The sequence below is a fragment of the Pseudomonas sp. LY-1 genome (assembly GCF_053502595.1).
The window spans coordinates 1,834,621-1,853,999 of record NZ_CP094353.1; the positions used below are offsets into that span (position 1 = coordinate 1,834,621).

Genomic DNA, 19,379 nt, shown 5'->3' on the forward strand with positions numbered 1-19,379 from the left:
ATTCTCATGTGTCTGTTTCGGGGCTATTTTCGGGGTTCGATTCGGACAATGCCATCGGCCGAGGTCACGGTTTTCACCGGCAACAAGGCGGGCAGGGCGTTGAGCAAGGCATCCGGGTCATGCACATCCAGGTTGCCTGACACCTTCAGGTGCGCCACGGCGTGACTCACCTGCAGCGGGGGTTGGGGACGGTACAAACTCAATTCATCGATCAGGCTGGCCAGCTCGCGATTGCGGAACGACAAGTGCCCGCTGCGCCAGTCGGCAACCTCCTCGGCGGTGAGGGTTTGTTGTTGCACAGTGCCCTTGGCGTAGTCGAAGGTGGCGCGTTGCTGGGCGCCGAGCAACGCGACCGGTTTGGTCGCATCCGGCGCGAACGCCACCTGGCCGTGGGCAACACTCACCACCAGTTGCTGCTGGCCGCGTCGCACATCGAAAGCGGTGCCCACCACGCGCACCGTCGCTTCGCCGGCTTGCACGTACAGCGGCCGTTCCTTGTCGGCCGCCACTTCGATATACAGTTGGCCCTTGTCCAGGTGAACGATACGTTGGTGGGCGCTGAAGTCCACGCGCAGGCGGGTGTTGGCATTCACGTAGAGGCGGCTGCCATCGGGCAGGTTCAGGGTACGCATGCCCTTGGCGTGGGCTGCGACCTGGGTGTGGTACAACTCGCGCGGCGCGCCGAGGGGCGTGGTCAGCACCGCGCAGAGCAGGGCGGCCGCCACGGCCAGGGCCGGGCGCCAGATCACGGCGGTGCGCTTGGGCAGCGCCACGGGCGTGTTCAGTTGCTGCAACTGGACGAGGTCGGCCCACAGTTGTTCGAATTCGGCATAGGCTTGGGCATGGGCCGGCACCGCCTGCCAGGCGGCGAAGGCCTTGCGGTCGGCGCGTGCGGTGGCGTTGCGGTTGCGTGCAAACCAGCTGGCGGCTTGGGCATCGACGGCGTCGCTCGTTTCGATGTCCGGGGCGTCGATGTCGCTCAGGCGGTTCATGCTGGCTGCTCCGTGCCGGGGTCAGGTTGAAGGCGTCGCTTGCAATGCAGCAGGGCAAAAGCGATGTGCTTTTCCACCATGCTGGTCGAAATACCCATGCGCTCGGCGATCTGCGCCTGGCTCAAGCCTTCGAAGCGATGCAGCATAAGGGCTTCTCGCCTGCGCGGCGAGAGTTCGGCGAGGACTTCTTTCAACTGTTCCAGGCGTTGCAGGCGAAGCGCGGCGGCCATCGGCGGGTTGTGCTCGTCAATGACCGGCTCGGCATCCCTTTCAACCTGATCGGCGTGGACGGCCTGCCGTACCTTCTGTTTGCGCCAGTGATCGCGCAACAGGTTGCGCGCCATCTGGAACAGAAACGCCCGTGGCTGCTCGACCTTGGCCCGGTCGCGGTAGTCCAGCCATTGGGTGAAGACATCCTGGGTCATGTCCGCCGCGTCGCTGGCGTTGTCCGTGCGCTTGCGCAGGAAATACAGAATGTCTGCATAAAACCCGCGAAAGGCATCGTCCGACAGCGGGTCGGATTTGGGACGCGACATGGATATCCTTCTTGGCGAAGCACGACGTAGAAAAGTCGCGAATGATATCGAGAATTATTGTCGTTTGTCTCCAGGCAAATACACTGACCCTGCGCAAGCGGCTCAGGACCTCAGCGTTCGACCGGCACCGACAGTGCCGGATGCCCCAGCGCATGGCTGCGCGCGGCAAAGAATCTCAACGCCACGCCGCTGCCATCGAACAACTGTGAATACCGCCGCTTCTGCTGGCGGATAAACCCATCGCTGCGCCCCGATACCGCGATCGCCAGGGTCGTCACCCGGGCCTGGCGAATCGCATCCACCAAGTGTTTATCCTGCGCTCCCAGGTCGTGGCCGAAGATGCACAGTGCCCCTTCATGGCCGAGTAACTGCTCGTAGCAGAACGACAGATAATCCGAACTGCGGATGGTCTTGAGCTTCTCTTCCACCTTGCCCTCGCTGACAAACAACGGCACATCGTCCAGGGTCTTGATCGTGTTGTTGATCGCAAAACTGCTGAGCAGGGTGCTGTCGGTGGTCGGCAATTTGCGTGCGGTGCCGTCGAGGTTGCGCACCAGGTGCAGGCCGCCGTGCAGGTAGAGGATGCGCGTGGCGTCGGTGCGGGTGTCGCGCAGGTCGAAGCTGGCGTCGGCGCTGCGGAACAGGTCGTCGATGCCGGGGGTGTGCAGGATCGCCCAGTAGTTGAGCAAGTCGTAGTTGCTGGTGAATACCGTGGAGTAGCTGGCCAGTTCCGCGTTGATCGTCGCCAATGTCGACGGCTGCACCAGGCGCCACGGGATGTGTACGGCGTGGATGGTGTTGATCAATGCTTCCTTGATCGCATAGTAGCGATTGCGCGGCGCCGCCGAACTGACCGCCAGGGCTTTGTTGACCCGGCTGGTGGTCTTCAGCGCGCTCAGGGCCTGCTCGAAGCTGCGGGTCTGCAGGGCGTCGAACACGCTCAGCTCGGATTGGCTCAAGGGTTTTTCTTCAACGGTGCGTGCGTTTTCGAACAGCGAGTCGTAGGCAAAGTCTTCCCAAATCGCTCGGCTGGCGCCGTTGCCGATCAGAATTCCACTGAAGTCGATGGCGCTGCGCAGTGCGCTCCAGTCTTCAAGGTGGGCGTCAATATCCTGAAAATCCTTCATCGCGGCGGGTCTACTCGAAATCGGCGGGTCGGTGACTTTATCACGAGCGAGGGTTGATCCTGATCAAGGTGGGCCCTGTGATGAACGTTGATGCTGTCGGCATAACGCCTCTGAGGATTCGCCATGAGCAGTACCTTCTTCATCCCCGCCGTTAACATCATGGGCACTGACTGCCTTGACGACGCGATGGTCGCCATTCGCAACTACGGTTTTCGCAAGGCCCTGATCGTTACCGACGCCGGTCTGGCGAAGGCGGGCGTGGCCAGCATGATCGCCGAGAAACTGGCGATGCAGGACATCGATTCGGTGATCTACGACGGCGCCAAGCCCAACCCCAATGTGGACAACGTCGAGAAAGGCCTCGCGCTGTTGCAGCAGAGCGCCTGTGATTTCGTGGTGTCCCTGGGCGGCGGCTCGCCCCATGACTGCGCCAAGGGCATCGCACTGTGCGCGACCAATGGCGGGCATATCGGCGACTACGAAGGCGTCGACCAATCGAGCAAGCCGCAACTGCCGCTGGTGGCCATCAACACCACCGCCGGCACCGCCAGCGAGATGACCCGTTTCTGCATCATCACCGACGAAACCCGTCATGTGAAAATGGCCATCGTCGACCGCAACGTCACGCCACTGCTGTCGGTCAACGACCCGTCGCTGATGGTCGGCATGCCCAAGGGCCTCACCGCCGCCACCGGCATGGACGCCCTGACCCACGCCATCGAAGCCTACGTATCCACCGCCGCCACGCCGATCACCGACGCCTGCGCGATCAAGGCCATCGAACTGATCAGCGCCAACCTGCGCCTGGCGGTACGCGATGGCACCGACAAGGCCGCGCGGGAAAACATGGCCTATGCACAGTTCCTCGCCGGCATGGCGTTCAACAACGCCTCCCTGGGTTTCGTGCATGCCATGGCCCACCAACTGGGCGGCCTGTACGACTTGCCCCACGGCGTGTGCAACGCGGTATTGCTGCCTCATGTGCAGAGTTTCAACGCCAGCGTCAGTGCCAAGCGCTTGAGCGACGTCGGCCGTGCGTTGGGTGCGGACATCAACGGCAACTCGCCGGAAGAGGGCGCCCAAGCCGCCATCGCCGCCATCCGTACCCTGTCCCAGGACGTCGACATCCCCGCCGGCCTGCGCGAACTGGGCGCCAAGTTGCAGGACATTCCGCTGCTGGCCACCAACGCGTTGAAAGACGCCTGTGGCCTGACCAACCCACGCCGGGCTGATCAGCGTCAGATTGAGGAGATTTTCCGCAGCGCGTTCTGATCCGACCGGCAGCAGGCGACACACACACATGCGCCGCCCGCCAAGGCCACGCACAACAGCGCCAACGGCCATGCCTGCTGACTCACTAGCAGGCTTGCCACACCACCGATCAATGCCGCTATCAACTGATGCATAAAGCCGCTCAGCGCCATGGCGTAGGAGCCGCTGATCGGTGACTCATCATTGGCCACGGACAAACTGATGGGGTAACTCATTGATTGCCCCAGCACCGCCAGGCAATACGGCAACCACAGCAGCAATGCGAGCCCGCTGGCAAACACACTGCCAAGCAGCATGATCGCTGTGCCGAGCAACACTAACCCCACGCCCCAGCCCATCATCATCAAACGGCCCGTGTGCGCGACGAAGCGATTGACCATCAACGCTCCCGCCAGATACGCCCCGCTGATCGGCCAGCCCAGCCAGCCGTACTGCGCTGCACTCCACTCGAAACGCCCCTGCAGAATCATCGGCGCACAGGTGTTGAACGCAATGATCACCGCATAACCCAACCCACCCGCTAATGCTGCATGCAGGAACGCGGGGTGTCGCAGAATCTGGGTGTAAACGCACCAGGCTGACGCCGACGAATCGGCCTTCACCAATGTCGGAAAAATCACGCGCGGTAACACCAGCATCAATATGACGGCGCCGATCGCTAGGCTATAAAAGATCGCCTTCCAGCCAAATGCTGCCTGCAACAGCGAACCCAGGAATTGGCCGATGCCCAGGGCGATCACAAAGGTCATCCCCAACCACGACAAGCCTTTGGCCAACAGCGTGCCGCTGAAACTGTCCCGCACCAATACTCGCGCCATCACCGATATGCCGCCCGCGCCCAGGCCTTGAATCAGGCGCAGTGCCAGAAAAGACTCAACATTGAACGCCGACGCAATCGCGACACTCGCCGACGCATACACCGCCAGCGCCACCAGCAACACCGGCTTTCTGCCAAAGCGTTCGCCCAGGCTGCCCCACAGCAACATCGGAAGTGCCATGCCCACCAGATATGCTGCCAAGGCCAGGGCGACCTGATCTTCGGCGGCCGGTAGAGACTGGGCGATAGCCGGGACTGCCGGCAGGTAGCTGCTGATGCCCACTTGGGAAAGGAATGCGGCGCTGCAGGCGAGGGCTAGGGGGGTGGTATTTTTCAATAAGTATTGTCCTTCACTTCAAGTTTCAAGGGGAATGTTATGCGTCTTATAGGATTATCGTGGTGTTCACAGGTGCCTGGTTTTTAGAGGGGTTAATAATCAATGCGAGTAAGTGAATGTTGTTTTTTAGCTGGTGTGAGTGTTAATTATTGATTTCGTGCTTGTTCAGTAGAGTGGTGAGGTACGAGCAAAATAATATTATTGTTGCAGGGTCCATGTCTGCTCGAAGAGTAACGCGTATTGCAGCTTTTCCTCTTGGCACCACTGGGAAAAATACGGAGGATGTAAAAAAGCCTTTTTCCGCAAGATGAATGGTGAGGGTGTTTGCTTTTTCCGCTTTGCCACAGGTGATCAGCCGTATTGCAGCATTTGTACCGGATTGGTCGGTATGTATCAGGCTGTCAAATAATTTTATGTTGAGTAGGAGTTTCTCTTGAAGTGAACACAGCTCTTCCGTTTGATGTATTTTTATTGAGGCTAGTCCTGCACCTATAGCTGCCGAATTTAGGCTTTGAGACCAGTTGCTAGGGCCTCCGTATCGGTGCATCAGGGTCTTTTGTCTTTCGCTACCAAACATGATTAATCCCCCACTAGCACCAAAGGATTTACCTAGAGAGGCTACAATTAACGTCTGATCGTCTAGCGTTTGTATGCGCGACCGGATGAAACCTCTTCCTCTCTCTCCGAATGCCGATAGCGCATGGGAGTCGTCCATGTAAAGAAATAGTCCGTAACGCGATTTCAAATAAAGTAACCCATCGATGTCCGCAATTCCGCCCATGCTATATATTCCATCGCATACATAGGCGACCTTCTTTCGTTTTTTACATAATTCCTCAATGAAGGAAAGATCATTATGTGGCGCTGTTTTAACTTCGGTCTCATCAGCGCATGAGGCTTTGATATGGTTCATGGAATAGTGAGAATGCTTGTCGAAAACCATTGTTGGCGAACAGTTATTTGTAAACACTCCGCTGGCGAGCAAGGGGAGTAGCCCCGAGCTGGCTGAACTGCACGATAAAGTACTCAAGCAGATGGAGTCGAAGAGAGTCGAAAGCTCCTGTTCGTACCGTTCCAGAATTTCAAGTTTGCATCGGTTTTTTGAGTTTGCAATTCGGAGGGTTTTAGCCTCCCTTATTCCGCAAATCGCTCCCTCTATTATGTCTTGATGATAATCAAGGCCGAGATATGAGGTTGTGCAGAAGTGATGGAATTCACGTCCGTGCTGGTCGGTCAGGTAGTTGTTGTTTTTGATGGTGACGTTGAGTTCGCATATTCTGCCTGTCTTTGCAAAGTGCCAATCTGTTTCAGCCAGCTCAATTAGTTTTTTGTAGTTTGAAAATTTGTTTGTGAATGATGTGTTTTCCATTTGCCTATTCGTCCTTGGGCGTTGGCGGAAAACAGTAGCGGGTAAACCATTGTGAAATAAGTCAGACATTTCCCGTGCTCGTAACTCAAAATGGAGTTATTTGTGTGAGTAAGGTCCTACTTTTTATGATGGCGAATAGATGTCTCGATAGACGCTTTCTAATCTGTGCCCTTTGCGTCAGAGGAGTATTAGAGTGTGGCGTTTTCGTGGGGGCATGTAATTTATTCAGGTTGTGCGTCACGCGATTAGGTAAGGTGTCGGCGTGCAAACGGATGTGCCGATAGCGTTCAAAAGACTTGTCTGTCGGCTAGGTAAATCTAGCGGGATGAAGGAGGATTTGATGAGAGTTCTGTTATTCGGTGCCACTGGCATGATCGGTCAAGGCGTTCTGCGCGAGTGCCTGCTGGCCGCCGACGTGCAGGAAGTCGTCGCCGTCGGCCGCACGCCGTTGACCCTGGAGCACCCCAAACTGCATCAGGTGCTGCACGCGGACATGCTGGATTTGCAGGCTCTGGAGAACTTGCTGCAAGGTTTCGATGCCTGCTTCTTTTGCCTCGGTGTTTCATCGGCGGGGATGAATGAAACCCGCTACACCCATCTTACCTATGATCTGACCCTGGTCGCCGCCAGCACCCTGGCGCGGCTCAATCCGCAAATGACGTTTATCTATGTGTCCAGCGCCGGCACCGACAGTTCCGAAACGAGCCAGTCGATGTGGGCGCGGGTCAAGGGCAAGACCGAGAATGCCTTGCTGCGCCTGCCGTTCAAGGCGGTGTATGTGTTCCGGCCGGGGCTGATTCAGCCGTTGCACGACGTGCGTTCGAAGACGCCGTTGTACGCGTTGTTCTATACGGTACTCGGGCCGTTGCTCTCGTTGGTGCGTCGGATAAAGCCAGGTTGGGTAGTCAGCACCGAGACTGTTGGCCGTGCGATGTTGGCGGCGGTGCGTCACGGCGCACCACAGCCGGTGGTGGAGCAAGCCGAGATCCATCGCCTGGCCTCTCTGAACAACCGCTGATCAGCTCGCCGTCGCGAGTGCGCGGGCGGGGGTGGCGCTGAACTGAATCAACGCGACGCCACCGATCAACAGCAACGCGCCCAGTACCCGGGGCGTTGTCAGCGGGCGTTCCACCAGGCCGAACAGGCCGAAGTGATCGAGCAGCAGCGAGGCGAGAAGTTGCCCGGCCATGGCCAGCGCGATAAAGCCCGATGCGCCCAGCTTGGGCAGCAGCATCAACGCCAACGAGATAAAGCACACGCCAAATGCACCGCCGGCCCACATCCACAGCGGCGCCTTGCCGATAAACGCCAGCCTGCCACCCAGCGGCACGCTCGACCTGCCCACCTACCTGTCGCGGCCCCATGTGCTCTTGGAAATGCGCGGCAGCGGCACCCCGGAAATCGAGCGGGCACTGAGTGTGATCCGTGAGTGGCGGCATGTGGCGATCAGCCTGCCGCATTGGGGCGTGGCGCCGCAGTTGATCGAGGGCACGGACCTGATCCTGACCGTCTCGTCGAGGGGCGTGCTCAACATCGACCGTGAGCGGCTGTCGACGGTGCCGCCGCCGTTTCATATTCCGTCGTTCGCCTTTGAGCTGGCGTGGCATGCGCGGCGGGGAGGGGATTCGGGGTTGCAGTGGTTGAAGGCGCAGGTGCAGGGTGTATTGTCCGAAGGTTGCCACTAACAGGAACGACCCCATGCTCACCGGTCTTAACCACTTGACCCTGGCCGTCACCGATCTGCCGCGCAGCGTCAGCTTCTACCATGACCTGCTGCAACTTCGCCTCGACGCCACCTGGGACAACGGCGCCTACCTGTCATTGCCCGGCTTGTGGCTGTGCCTGTGCCTCGACCCACTGCGCCCGTCGGTGCCGGCGGCTGAATACACCCACTTTGCCTTCACGGTAGGCGCGAGCGACTTCGCCGCGCTGGTGCAACGCCTGCGAGCCGCCGGCGTAGCAGAGTGGCGCGACAACCGCAGCGAGGGCGCTTCGTTCTATTTTCTCGACCCCGATGGCCACAAGCTCGAAGCCCATGTCGGTGATCTGGCCTCGCGCCTGCAAGCCTGTCGCGCCAAGCCTTATGCCGGCATGCAGTTTTACCCGTAGCGCGGGAACGTGCAGAATCCTTCCACCTCTCAACCGTCAGTCAGAGCCACGCCCATGACCCCATCCTTGCTGCTCGCCGTCCTCGCTTCGGGTTTTATCTACGGTATTACGCCTGGCCCGGGGGTGTTGGCCGTGTTCGGTATCGGCGCGGCCCGGGGGCGTCGCGCCGGGGCCGGTTTTCTGTGCGGGCATTTGCTCGGCGATGTGCTGTGGTGCAGCACCGCGCTGATTGCGATCGTGGGGGCGCGGGAAGTCGGCAGCACTGCGTTCGATGTGCTGGGCGTGCTCAGTGGCGCGTACTTGTTCTGGCTGGGCTGGCGCGCGATCCGTACCCAGCGCCGCAGTAGCGAGGCACCCCAGGGCGCGGCGCGGCATCCGTTCTGGCACGGCATCCTGTTCGGCCTGACCAACCCCAAGGCCTACCCGGTGGCCGTCGCTACGTTTACCGCCTTGCTGTCCAGCCGTGCCGAGTTGCTGACCTGGGCGATGCTGCCATCGTTGATCTTGCTGAGCTTTATCGGTGGGCTGTTGGCCTACGCGATTCTGATCGGCGTGGTGGGCGCGCAGCGGGTACGCACGGTGTATCAGCGTCACGAAATCCTCATCACCAAGCTCTGTGGGGTGATGTTCATCGGCTTCGCCATCAATGCGCTGGCCCACGCGTTGCCGGGCCTGTTCGGCAGTAAACCGGCGTGAGGCGGCGACCGTTCGTCGCACTGGCAAGTTTTTTCTAAACCTTTGCGGCGGTTAAAATTCGAATTCAGAGCGGGGCGTATGTTCTCGCACCTATTTTTGCCCTGGAGGAACCCATCATGAGCCGCATGGCTATCCGGTTACGCACCGCCAGTTTCGCGATGCTGCTGGGCCTCGGCGCCAGCAATGCTTTCGCCCAGTCGCCGGCTGAATTCATCGAGCAGGCTTCGGCCAAAGGCATGGCCGATATCGAAACCAGCCGCATGGCCCACGCCAAGACCTCGTCCCAGGAAATCAAGGACTACACCATCGAGGTGATCAACGAGCGCACCCTGGCCAACCAGCATCTGGCGGCCATCGCCAAGAAGCTCGACCTGCCCGTGGCACCGCGCGAGAAGATCGTCGACAAAGCCGAAACCCTCATGCCCGAGCTCAAGGACGGTGATTCCTTCGATGCTGCCTACACCGCGCAACAGGTCAAGGAAAACGAAGACGCCATCGCGCTGTTCAAGCAGGAAGGTGCCGCGTCGGATGTCCCGGAAATAAAAGCGCTGGTGGATGAGACGCTGCCCAAGCTGGAAGAGCGTCTGCAAAAGGCCCGCGCCCTGGCATCCACCTACGGTAAAGGCCGTCAAGGCGACGGTTGAGGCTTGCACTCGATATGCAAAACGGCGGTTGGCGCCCATCCAACCGCCGTTTTTTTATGCCGGGTTCAAATCGGTCCTGGTCGCCGGCGCACTCAGAACCGCAGTTCCGCCTGGGCTGTGCCTTCCAGTGCGAGCAGATACTGCTTGGCCGCAAGCCCGCCGGCAAACCCGGTCAAGCCGCCCGATGCGCCAATGACCCGATGGCACGGCGCAATGATCGAGATCGGATTACGCCCATTGGCCGCGCCCACGGCGCGCACGGCTTTCGGGTTGCCGATCTGCTGGGCGATCTGGCTGTAGCTGCGGGTTTCGCCGAAGGGGATGGTCAGCAGTGCCTGCCAGACTTGTTTCTGAAAGTCGGTGCCGGTGAAGTCCAACTCCAGCTCGAACCGATGACGGGCACCGGCGAAATATTCCTGCAACTGGCGCTCGGTTTCCAACAGCACGGGGTTGTCTTTCACTTCGCGCAATTCCCCCAGGCGTACACGGTTCGCGCGCTCTGTTTCCCATAGGATGGCGCTGAGTTTGCCATGGCGGGACACCAGGGTCAGTTCGCCGACGGGGGAGGGCATGAGTGTGTATTCGTAGGCCATCAACGGGCTCCTCGAAGAACGGACGTAAAAGGGTACAGCGCTACGGTAGTTCCATCGACCTGGAGGAAAACTACGTTTCTTGCGGTCAAATTCCGCCGGAACGAGCTTTTCGCCGCATCCAGATGCCGCTATCGATCCTGTTGCAGCACCTTGAGCGCTGCGGACGCGAGGAACCCCGAACGGCTTTTTTCCTCGGGATGGTGCAGTACGTATTCATTGATACGATTGAGCAAATAGCCTGGCAGGGTGATGTTGAGTTTCTGCGCCTTGCCCGGGTATTTGGTGACATCGATGTCCACCACTGCCCACATGCAACCAGCGTACTTGGGGTTGGTTGCATGCAGGGTGACTTTCTGCGCGCTGGGAATCGGCGCACCGTCTTCGGCGAGAATTTCGAAGTGGCCTTCAATCGCTTCACGGGCCATGGCCGTGGCGTCGTCCAAGTCGTCACCGACGAAGTAGCAACCAGGAATGTCCGGGACTTCCACGCCCCAGGCATGTGACAGAAGCGGCACAGGATCGCGTGCGGTAGGTTTCCCTTTCCAGGCCACCCATACCAAGGGGAAGGCCAGCCAAAGAATGAAATGCACCCTAGAAGGACTGGGCCAACGTAAACGGAATACGCAACGCACCGATGGGGCCTTCACGTGTACCGCACATTTCATCGTGGACGCAGTGCTGCACCAGCACACAAGGAAACGCCGGAACCCGTTGCAACAGGTCGCGCAAATGCGTGGTCGAGCCGATACGCATCGGTTTCGCATCCTCGTCCAGCAGCGTCATCGCCGTATGCTCGAGCCTGACGCGTGCGATGTAGAAACCGCCCTCCAGCGACAGCAGCTCCAGCTCGCGTATCTCACCCTTCACGGCCAGTTCGGTCAGCATTTGCATATTCATGATTCAGCCTCGCAGTGGGTCGTTCATTGGCGACGAAAGAACAGCGTGACCTGGCCCCATTCGACGCCAAACTTGGACATGCTCGACCGGTTGATCAACGTGTCTTCGTCCATCAAGTACATCCAGTCGTCAAAACTGACTTCGTAGACCGAGCCATCCACCGCCAGGTTGAGGCGGTAGCGCCAACGCAATGCGTTGCCGGCCACCTCGCCAATCGCCTCGCCAACCACATCCCCCGCGCGCCCGCGCCAGCGCCCGGGGCCATCCGGTGTCAACGTCCACACCCGCTGCTGGCGCGTGCCATCGCTGTAGAGAAAACGCTCGTCGAGAATCAACGCATCGCCCTCGCGTCGGCTGGCGATATCTACCTCAAAGCGCTTGGCCACTTCCCCCGAACGCTTCTGGAATATGCCCCAGGCCTTGACGGGTTTGCTGAAGAAACGCTCCAGGTCCAACTGCGGTTGCTGGTCGGCGTAGTGGTCGACCTCTACGTTGCCGCAGCTGCACAGGCTCAATACCAGAAGCAGTGAAACCAGTAGGCGTGCCATGGACCGGCTCCTTGATCGAGTGGGGCGGGGTGCTGAGGTTCAAGGACTGATAGTTGTACAAAAATATTGTTTTGTACATGTTTTGCGGTGTTTATTTTGAAGGCTTCCGAGGCTTTGAAGCGCCCGACTCTATATTTCACTCATAAAACCGGCCACCAAGGACCGGTTTTTTACATCCCCCGTCAAAACCATCCTGACGCGAGACCAATATCTGAGTGGAGCGGGTGAAGGGAATCGAACCCTTAATGGACAAGGAGGTACGAAGGTTGTGTAGGTGTGTAGGTAGGCGAGCTGCGTTCTCAGCCAGCAGCGGTCACCCCACTGTGGCCTGAGGAGCCTCTAGTCCCTCTAAGCGCTGAGCCACTCTTCAACCTTGTCACGGGTCGGGATGCCCCCTGAGTGAACAACCTTTCCATCAATCACAACACTCGGGGTGGACATGACCCCGTAGCTGACGATCTGTTGCATGTCTTCGATTTTTTCCAGCTTTATGGGGATGCCTTTCGCACTCGCCACTTGTTCGATGATGGCGACTGTCGATTTGCATTTTGCACAACCGGTGCCCAGAACCTTGATGTCTTTCATAAAAACCTCGGTAGGTGGATTACAAAGCGAAGTTGAAGACGTAACCAACGATGAGAATGCCGACGGCGACGACCCCAATGAAGGTGGCTATCAGGCGAACTTTAAGCACCTTGCGCAAAATCACCATCTCCGGAAGAGATAGAGCGATGACACTCATCATGAAGGCCAGCACAGTGCCCAGTGCCGCGCCCTTTGCGAGTAGTGCCTGCACAATGGGGATGATGCCTGCCGCATTGGTATACATGGGGATGCCGATAAGAACCGCGAGCGGAACCGACCACCAGGCTTCCTTGCCCATGAAACTGGCCATGAAATCCTCTGGCACATACCCGTGAATGCCCGCGCCAATGGCAATACCGGCGAGGATGTAAGGCCAGACTTTTCCGACGATTTCACGCACGCTGCCAAACCCGGCACTTATCCGCTCATACAGGGGCATGCGGGTGTCCCCGGCAGTTGCCTGGATCCTGGGCATGTCACGAACCCAATCTTCCAGATAGGCCTCCATTTTCAGGCGGCCAATGACCCAGCCAGCCACAATCGCAATAAACAACCCTAGGCTGAGATACAGCAACGCAACTTTCCAGCCGAACAAGCCAAGCAGCAGTGTCAGCGCGACCTCATTCACCATGGGCGCAGAAATGAGGAAGGAGAACGTTACCCCCAGGGGCACGCCAGCTTGAACAAAACCTATAAAAAGAGGAACGGCTGAACACGAGCAAAATGGGGTAAACACACCGAGCGAGGCCGCCATGACATTGGCCGTGCCCTCGCTTCGCCCTGCCAATATTGCGCGGGTGCGTTCAGGCGTGAAGTGGGAGTTGAGCATGCCCATCAAGAACACGATGCCAGTCAACAGCATCAACACTTTGGGCGTGTCGTAGAAAAAAAACTGTAAGGCGCCTCCAAGGTGGCTATTTCGATCAACCGGAAGCGCTGCGACCAAAACCTCTGAAACAGGTATCAGGGCTTCATACAATCCGAACCAAACAAGCGCTGCAACCGCTAAAAACAGGCGGGGATTGCGCTCCGGCCAGCGCACGATCATTTCATTCATGTCCTCTACTCCTGGGGTGTAGGCGCACTAGGCCACGGACGGCTCGTCAAGATAGGTCGCGATCTGATTGACTGTGCTGCGTGCTGTGCGTGTTACACCGATCAGTGTGGCGGAAGCCGAACCTGTCCACTCGCCATAGCCCACCAGCCATAGTCTTGGTTCCAGGATCGAGTGAGTGCCGTCGACCTCAACACGACCTTCAGTGTCGATCACCCCCAACGAATCAAGATGCTGAAGTGCGGGCCTGAATCCGGTACACCAGATCACTACATCCACTGCAGATTCGGAGCCGTCGGCCCACATCACACCGTCGCGAGTGAAGCGTTCAAAAGGGCGTACAGACTTGAGAACTTCACGCTCACGGGCTTCTACAACTGGCGGCACCATGACAATGTCTCCCAACCCGCCGACGGGCTGATCAATGACACGCCCCTCCTGCTGAGCTTTCAAGCGCTGAGTGGCACGTTCGAATAGCACCCGCCCATCCACTTCATCAGGCAAAAACACCGGCTCAGTAGGAGTCACCCAAGTGGTCTCAGCGACCTTGGAGACTTCTGCCAAAATCTGCGCTCCTGAATTGCCACCACCCACCACCAAAACCTTCTTGCCAGCAAACGCTTGTGCATCGACATAGTTCGCGGAATGCAATTGCCGACCGGCGAATAACTCGGCATCAGGGTAGTGAGGGATATACGGATTGCTCCAAGTGCCGGTAGCGCTGATTACAATCTTGGCATCCCAATACTTGGCGTCAGAACGCACTCGTAAGCCAGACTCTATACGCTCTACAGAAACGGCCCGAACCGGGCGCTCAACCGGGAATTGATAGCGCTGCTCATATTGGCTGAGATAGTCGATCACATGATTTCGCGTTGGATACCCTTCCTGCGCAGGAGGCATCATCCAGCCTGGGATCGAACTCCAAGTGGACGGGGAGAATAAACGCAGCGAGTTCCAGCCATGCCGCCATGCACCACCGGGCTCTTCCTCGGCGTCGAGGATGACGAACGACAGTTGAGTTCGGCGCAGAAAATACGCCACTGCCAAAGCTGACTGCCCCCCGCCAATAATGACTACGTCTAGTTTGTCACGGGCCGAATGAGTCATGGGGGGGAAACCTTAAGTCGATGCTGAACTGTCGCCAGTATAGAGACCCAAGAACGAATCCAATCTGATCTCGATCATCTGTTGAACATGCTAAAGCTGCCATTGGCCAGCCGGCAATTAGGCCTCATGCAAACGGTGAGCGCGGATTGGCCACCGCCAATGACCACTGCATCAAATTTCGAGTTTTGATTCACCAGCATCCCTCCAGGCCCATCTGCTTCACATCCGTTTAAACCCTACGGCCATTCTCATCAATGACGACTTGTCCGTCTTCTTTGACGAAGCTGCCGCGCTGCTCTTGCGGCAGAAGGTCGAGGACTGCCTCTGACGGACGACACAAGCGTGTACCCAAGGGCGTCACGACGATGGGGCGATTGATCAGGATGGGGTGAGCCATCATGGCATCGATGAGCTGATCATCAGTAAGTGACGTATCACCGAGTCCCAGCTCCTCGTAGGGAGTGCCTTTGATACGAAGCAGGGCCCGCACCTCGATACCCATATCCTTGATCAACCTGACAAGCGTGGTGCGGTCAGGTGGGGTCTGTAGGTACTCGATAACAGTCGGCTCTTCTCCGCTGTTGCGGATCAGCTCCAAGGTGTTGCGAGAGGTGCCACATTGCGGGTTGTGGTAGATCGTTATCTGACTCATACAGTTTCCTCGCGGTGACGTTAAATGGAGCGCTGGTTGACGCGCTTGGACAGCTCTTCAGCGGACTCTTTACGCTCGGAGTAGCGATCAACCAAGTAGTCCTGGCGACCCCGCAACAGCAGCGTGAACTTCATTAGCTCTTCCATCACATCCACCAGTCGGTCGTAGTACGAGGACGGCTTCATGCGGCCTACCTCGTCGAACTCGGTGAACGCCTTGGCCACCGAAGATTGGTTTGGGATGGTGAACATCCGCATCCATCGACCCAGTACGCGCAGCTGATTGACCACGTTGAAAGATTGCGAGCCGCCGCAGACCTGCATCACAGCAAGGGTTTTGCCTTGCGTAGGTCGTACAGCGCCAATCGCCAGCGGAACCCAGTCAATTTGGGCTTTGAATACTGCACTCATCGAGCCGTGACGCTCAGGGGAGCACCACACCTGCCCCTCAGACCATTGCATCAGCTCGCGCAGCTCAGCGACCTTGGGATGTGTATCGGGAGCGTCATCCGGCAGCGGCAGACCCGATGGGTCAAAGATCTTGGTTTCAGCGCCAAACTCATTCAGCAGGCGTGCCGCCTCTTGCGTGACTAACCGGCTGAAAGAGCGCTCTCGCGTCGATCCGTACAAAAGCAGAATTCGAGGCTTATGGAGTGACGGTGTACGCGGCTCCAGTTGTTCCAACGACGGAATGTCGATCAGGTCGGTGTGTACGTTCGGCAATGTATCTTGCATATAAACTCCTACCACGGCGCCGGCTAGGACGCCGCCTCGGTTGATCTTTAAAGCGAACCGATGCGGTTCAGTTCAGCTTTCAGTTGGTCAGGGCTCATGGTCTTGAGCGGCAGTGCAAGAAACGCACTCACGCGTTCGTGAATTTTGGCCAGTGTGGCTTCAAACGTTGCGGTGATCTCGGCTTCCGACCCGCTAGCCTCAGACGGGTCGGCCAGCCCCCAATGCGCCTTCAAAGCTGGCCCAAAGAAGATTGGGCATGCTTCACCCGCTGCCCGGTCGCAGACAGTGATCACGATGTCTGGAGGCGAGCCTTCAAAAGCATCCGAAGCCTTGCTGCTCAAGCCCACCGTAGAGATACCCGCCGCCTCCAGCGTCTGCAGTGCCCGTTGATTCACTCGGCCACTGGGAAAGCTTCCTGAGCTGACGGCTTCTACACCCTCGGGCGCCAAGTGGTTGAAAAGCGCCTCGGACAGAATGCTGCGGCAGCTGTTGTGGGTACACATGAACAAGACTTTCATCAGACGATTCCTTGATTCAGAAACTGAGGCGCAGTGCCAGGGCGGACAATGTGGCGACGAGGATGGGCACGGTCAGCACGATCCCGGTCTTGAAGTAGTAACCCCAGCTGATCGTTATGTTTTTCCGGGCCAGCACGTGCAGCCACAACAGAGTGGCCAAGCTCCCAATTGGGGTGATCTTCGGGCCCAGGTCGCAGCCGATGATGTTGGCGTAAACCATCGCTTGCTGGACTACACCATCGACTTCGGCGGCATGAATGGATAAGGCGCCTACCAGAACAGTGGGCATGTTGTTCATGATCGAAGACAACAACGCTGTTAGCAGCCCTGTACCCAGGGACGCGCCCCAAACGCCATAACCGGCGAACACGTTCAGGATTTGCGCGATGTGGTCGGTCAGGCCGGCGTTCTTCAGGCCATACACAACCAGGTACATACCCAAAGAAAAAATCACCACCTGCCATGGCGCCTCTTTGAGCACCTTGCTTGTGTTGATGGCGTGACCACGAGCCGCGATGACATAGAGAATGAACGCACAGACCGCTGCAATGGCGCTGATTGGTACCCCCAATGGCTCAATGACAAAGAAGCCGATCAGGAGTAGTGCCAGCACCCACCAGCCGGCTACAAAAGTGGCCCGGTCGTGGATTGCCTCGTCCGGATTGTCCAGTTGGTTGAGGTCATAGGTCTTTGGTAAATCTTTGCGGAAAAACCACAGCAGCATGGCTAATGTCGCCGCCACGCTGACGATGTTTACCGGCACCATGATCGAAGCATATTCGTTGAAGCCGATATCGAAGTAGTCGGCAGAAACGATGTTGACCAGGTTGGAAACCACCAGCGGTAAGCTCGCCGTATCGGCGATAAAACCGGCGGCCATGACGAATGCCAAAGTAGCCGCAGGAGAAAAACGCAACGCCAGCAACATCGCGATCACAATGGGTGTGAGGATCAATGCTGTTCCGTCATTGGCGAACAGGGCCGACACCGCTGCGCCCAGCAGGACGATAAATGCGAACAGTTTGCGGGTGCTCCCGCCTCCCCATCGGGCCACATGCAGCGCAGCCCATTTGAAAAAGCCTGCCTCATCAAGCAGCAAACTGATGATGATGACCGCAATGAAAGTCCCGGTAGCATTCCAGACGATGCGCCAGACCTCGGGTATGTCTGCAAGAGTAACGACGCCTGCCAGCAACGCCACGATGGCACCCAACGTGGCACTCCAACCAACTCCGAGCCCCTTGGGCTGCCAGATGACGAGCACGATGGTGGCGATAAATATCAATACGGCAATCAGCATTTCGTTAATCCGGTTGGGTGTGAATCAACTGCACACGGCCTGATTGATCGGACGGTCGTTCATACCGCACAGGCGTTTAGTCTCGGTTTCCAGCCATTGCTGATTGGCGTCTACGACTTCTTTCAAAACCGCAGTTACCCACGCAGGCAAATCGGGATTCAGGCGGTAGTACACCCACTGACCCTGGCGACGATCCATCAGCAAGCCTGCTGAACGAAGCAGCGCCAAGTGACGAGAAATTTTGGGCTGATTCATCTCAAGAGCGGCTGTCAGCTCGCAGACACATAACTCGCCTTCACTCACGACGAGCATCGTAATTTTGGTTCGGGTGTCGTCTGCCAGGCACTTGAATAGCGTGATGGGGTTCATGGGGTCTGTCATAGATCCTCCAAGTGTTTGGTCTTAAGCAAAACGAAGAGCTTGATGCGCTCGTGGATGTTGTGGAGCGTGTGGCGAAATGCGCCGGGATCATCGCTATTTACTGGGTCAGGAAAGTCCCAGGCAATGACTTCACCTGCGCTGGGCATTGGTAGGCACTCGCTTGCGGATTTATCACAAAGAGTGATTACGTAATCGAATCGATCAGCTTGAAACTCGCTGATGGACTTGCTGCGCAGGCCCGTTGCATCGACTCCAACTGCCTCCAATGCTTGAGTCGTGCGCGGATCAACCTCAGACGGTTCGGATCCTGCGCTGAAGGCCTCGAAGCGCGGGTCGGTGTGCCGCAGCAAAGCCTCTGCAAGCAGGGAGCGGGCTGAGTTGGCAACGCACACGAAAAGCACTTTGATCGCAGGGCTCATGGTTGAACTCGATGTATATGGAAAATCGAATATACGCTTTAGCGAATATTTGGTAAAGCGAATATGATGAATGCTGCTTCGGCTTGAGCCGTAACAGTCCATGTAAAGCGGCATAAAGGAGATAAAAGCATGGAGAGGAAGATGATGATCCAGTCCACGGAGATAGCCAGAGAGCAATGGCAACGCTTTCGCGCTGCGTTGGAATCTGCTGACCTTCCAGCAGACGATATTGATCTTCCAGGCCGAACCTTTTTTGAGTTCACACGATGGCTTTGGTCTGATGCGCGGCGTAGGTAATCTATGATTTCCTGCCTCATGCAGGTCTCACTGCCTAGCGCGTATTCACTGTGTCCGATAGTTGACCGTTTGGCGTGCGTTTTCAGAGTTTCTTTATTCACAACCTAATGTGATCGCGGATGGTCGTTCATTGGCACGGAGGGGCTGTGCGATTGGAAAGTAGGCCGGGATGAAGGGAATGCTGATCAGGGATGAGGGGAGGGGCAATCCATATTCGCTGGGGCGTGGTGCTGTGTTGTGGAGCGGGTAGAGGGAATCGAACCCTCAACTAAAGCTTGGGAAGCTTTCGTTTTGCCACTAAACTATACCCGCATTACACATATTTCTTTGCTCACAAAACGGGGTGTCCTATAAGAACCCTCGTTATCAGCTTGGGAAGCTGGAGTAATGCC

At 57.6% G+C, this 19,379-nt stretch carries 23 protein-coding genes, 1 tRNA gene and 2 pseudogenes; 6 read left to right on the forward strand and 20 right to left on the reverse strand.

Annotation, left to right across the window (positions count from 1 at the left end; all coding sequences use genetic code 11):
• Positions 1 to 23: 23 nt before the first annotated feature.
• The 3 genes from MOQ67_RS08340 to MOQ67_RS08350 all read right to left on the reverse strand — a co-directional run bounded on the left by MOQ67_RS08340 (position 24) and on the right by MOQ67_RS08350 (position 2,655).
• Entirely contained in the window at positions 24 to 992 is a 969-nt protein-coding gene (locus MOQ67_RS08340) for a FecR family protein (protein ID WP_198718606.1), read from the reverse strand.
• A complete protein-coding gene (locus tag MOQ67_RS08345) occupies positions 989 to 1,528 on the reverse strand; it encodes an RNA polymerase sigma factor (protein ID WP_017844857.1) in 540 nt (179 codons plus the stop codon). The genes MOQ67_RS08340 and MOQ67_RS08345 overlap by 4 nt, the downstream gene beginning before the upstream one ends.
• Before the next feature lie 110 nt (positions 1,529 to 1,638).
• Positions 1,639 to 2,655, reverse strand: coding sequence for a DUF4917 family protein (locus MOQ67_RS08350; protein WP_017844858.1), 1,017 nt, complete (start codon positions 2,653 to 2,655; stop codon positions 1,639 to 1,641).
• 123 nt (positions 2,656 to 2,778) lie between these two features.
• Between MOQ67_RS08350 and yiaY the strand changes: the two genes are divergently transcribed.
• Complete coding sequence (yiaY, locus tag MOQ67_RS08355; RefSeq protein WP_017844859.1) at positions 2,779 to 3,927, forward strand: L-threonine dehydrogenase; 1,149 nt, start codon at positions 2,779 to 2,781, stop codon at positions 3,925 to 3,927.
• Here yiaY and MOQ67_RS08360 read toward each other — a convergent pair.
• A complete protein-coding gene (locus MOQ67_RS08360; RefSeq protein ID WP_102618434.1) occupies positions 3,894 to 5,081 on the reverse strand; it encodes an MFS transporter in 1,188 nt (395 codons plus the stop codon). The two genes, yiaY and MOQ67_RS08360, sit on opposite strands and share 34 nt — an antisense overlap.
• Before the next feature lie 142 nt (positions 5,082 to 5,223).
• Positions 5,224 to 6,450, reverse strand: coding sequence for an aminotransferase class I/II-fold pyridoxal phosphate-dependent enzyme (locus tag MOQ67_RS08365; protein WP_102618433.1), 1,227 nt, complete (start codon positions 6,448 to 6,450; stop codon positions 5,224 to 5,226).
• A 340-nt stretch (positions 6,451 to 6,790) separates the two neighbouring features.
• On the opposite strand from MOQ67_RS08365, the gene MOQ67_RS08370 reads away from it, so the two are divergent.
• The gene (locus MOQ67_RS08370) at positions 6,791 to 7,468 is read left to right on the forward strand and encodes an NAD(P)H-binding protein (RefSeq protein WP_198718605.1); all 678 of its coding nucleotides are present in this window, start codon (positions 6,791 to 6,793) and stop codon (positions 7,466 to 7,468) included.
• Here MOQ67_RS08370 and MOQ67_RS08375 read toward each other — a convergent pair.
• Positions 7,469 to 7,762 (reverse strand): annotated as a pseudogene (locus tag MOQ67_RS08375) (DMT family transporter); the annotation flags it as partial.
• Here MOQ67_RS08375 and MOQ67_RS08380 point away from each other — a divergent pair.
• From MOQ67_RS08380 to MOQ67_RS08395, 4 genes and pseudogenes are all read left to right on the forward strand, one after another.
• A pseudogene (locus MOQ67_RS08380) lies at positions 7,755 to 8,135 on the forward strand (LysR family transcriptional regulator); the annotation flags it as partial. The pseudogenes MOQ67_RS08375 and MOQ67_RS08380 sit on opposite strands and share 8 nt — an antisense overlap.
• A 13-nt stretch (positions 8,136 to 8,148) precedes the next feature.
• A complete protein-coding gene (gene fos / locus MOQ67_RS08385; RefSeq protein ID WP_017844864.1) occupies positions 8,149 to 8,559 on the forward strand; it encodes a fosfomycin resistance glutathione transferase in 411 nt (136 codons plus the stop codon).
• 54 nt (positions 8,560 to 8,613) lie between these two features.
• Positions 8,614 to 9,255 carry a LysE family translocator gene (locus MOQ67_RS08390; protein ID WP_046384396.1) on the forward strand — a complete coding sequence of 214 codons (642 nt, stop codon included), beginning with the start codon at positions 8,614 to 8,616 and terminating at the stop codon, positions 9,253 to 9,255.
• 116 nt (positions 9,256 to 9,371) lie between these two features.
• Positions 9,372 to 9,899, forward strand: a complete 528-nt coding sequence (locus MOQ67_RS08395; protein ID WP_017844866.1) for a DUF4142 domain-containing protein — start codon at positions 9,372 to 9,374, stop codon at positions 9,897 to 9,899.
• A 92-nt stretch (positions 9,900 to 9,991) separates the two neighbouring features.
• Here the strand turns inward: MOQ67_RS08395 and MOQ67_RS08400 are convergent, their stop codons facing one another.
• From MOQ67_RS08400 to MOQ67_RS08465, 14 genes are all read right to left on the reverse strand, one after another.
• Positions 9,992 to 10,492 (reverse strand): methylated-DNA--[protein]-cysteine S-methyltransferase, encoded by a 501-nt coding sequence (locus MOQ67_RS08400; RefSeq protein ID WP_198718604.1) that lies wholly within the window; start codon positions 10,490 to 10,492, stop codon positions 9,992 to 9,994.
• Positions 10,493 to 10,620: 128 nt separating this feature from the next.
• Positions 10,621 to 11,007, reverse strand: a complete 387-nt coding sequence (locus MOQ67_RS08405; RefSeq protein ID WP_198718603.1) for a type II toxin-antitoxin system HicB family antitoxin — start codon at positions 11,005 to 11,007, stop codon at positions 10,621 to 10,623.
• Positions 11,008 to 11,083: 76 nt separating this feature from the next.
• The gene (locus MOQ67_RS08410; protein ID WP_017844869.1) at positions 11,084 to 11,389 is read right to left on the reverse strand and encodes a DUF6482 family protein; all 306 of its coding nucleotides are present in this window, start codon (positions 11,387 to 11,389) and stop codon (positions 11,084 to 11,086) included.
• 23 nt (positions 11,390 to 11,412) lie between these two features.
• Positions 11,413 to 11,937: a DUF3833 domain-containing protein gene (locus MOQ67_RS08415; RefSeq protein WP_017844870.1), complete on the reverse strand. Its 525-nt coding sequence runs from the start codon at positions 11,935 to 11,937 to the stop codon at positions 11,413 to 11,415.
• A gap of 348 nt (positions 11,938 to 12,285) precedes the next feature.
• Positions 12,286 to 12,522: a thioredoxin family protein gene (locus MOQ67_RS08420; RefSeq protein WP_046490302.1), complete on the reverse strand. Its 237-nt coding sequence runs from the start codon at positions 12,520 to 12,522 to the stop codon at positions 12,286 to 12,288.
• Between the two features lie 19 nt (positions 12,523 to 12,541).
• Positions 12,542 to 13,579 (reverse strand): permease, encoded by a 1,038-nt coding sequence (locus tag MOQ67_RS08425; RefSeq protein ID WP_079443032.1) that lies wholly within the window; start codon positions 13,577 to 13,579, stop codon positions 12,542 to 12,544.
• A gap of 27 nt (positions 13,580 to 13,606) precedes the next feature.
• A complete protein-coding gene (locus tag MOQ67_RS08430; protein WP_198718602.1) occupies positions 13,607 to 14,686 on the reverse strand; it encodes an ArsO family NAD(P)H-dependent flavin-containing monooxygenase in 1,080 nt (359 codons plus the stop codon).
• A gap of 229 nt (positions 14,687 to 14,915) precedes the next feature.
• Complete coding sequence (arsC, locus tag MOQ67_RS08435) at positions 14,916 to 15,338, reverse strand: arsenate reductase (glutaredoxin) (protein WP_058410998.1); 423 nt, start codon at positions 15,336 to 15,338, stop codon at positions 14,916 to 14,918.
• A 20-nt stretch (positions 15,339 to 15,358) separates the two neighbouring features.
• The gene (gene arsH / locus MOQ67_RS08440; RefSeq protein ID WP_017844875.1) at positions 15,359 to 16,072 is read right to left on the reverse strand and encodes an arsenical resistance protein ArsH; all 714 of its coding nucleotides are present in this window, start codon (positions 16,070 to 16,072) and stop codon (positions 15,359 to 15,361) included.
• Between the two features lie 47 nt (positions 16,073 to 16,119).
• On the reverse strand, positions 16,120 to 16,590 hold the full coding sequence (locus MOQ67_RS08445; RefSeq protein WP_177032268.1) for an arsenate reductase ArsC: 471 nt from the start codon (positions 16,588 to 16,590) through the stop codon (positions 16,120 to 16,122).
• A gap of 16 nt (positions 16,591 to 16,606) precedes the next feature.
• Positions 16,607 to 17,890, reverse strand: a complete 1,284-nt coding sequence (locus MOQ67_RS08450; protein ID WP_198718601.1) for an arsenic transporter — start codon at positions 17,888 to 17,890, stop codon at positions 16,607 to 16,609.
• Positions 17,891 to 17,914: 24 nt separating this feature from the next.
• A complete protein-coding gene (locus tag MOQ67_RS08455; RefSeq protein WP_102618429.1) occupies positions 17,915 to 18,271 on the reverse strand; it encodes a metalloregulator ArsR/SmtB family transcription factor in 357 nt (118 codons plus the stop codon).
• Positions 18,268 to 18,690 (reverse strand): arsenate reductase ArsC, encoded by a 423-nt coding sequence (locus MOQ67_RS08460; RefSeq protein ID WP_017844878.1) that lies wholly within the window; start codon positions 18,688 to 18,690, stop codon positions 18,268 to 18,270. The genes MOQ67_RS08455 and MOQ67_RS08460 overlap by 4 nt, the downstream gene beginning before the upstream one ends.
• Before the next feature lie 535 nt (positions 18,691 to 19,225).
• Positions 19,226 to 19,299, reverse strand: a tRNA-Gly gene (locus tag MOQ67_RS08465).
• Positions 19,300 to 19,379: the final 80 nt, after the last annotated feature.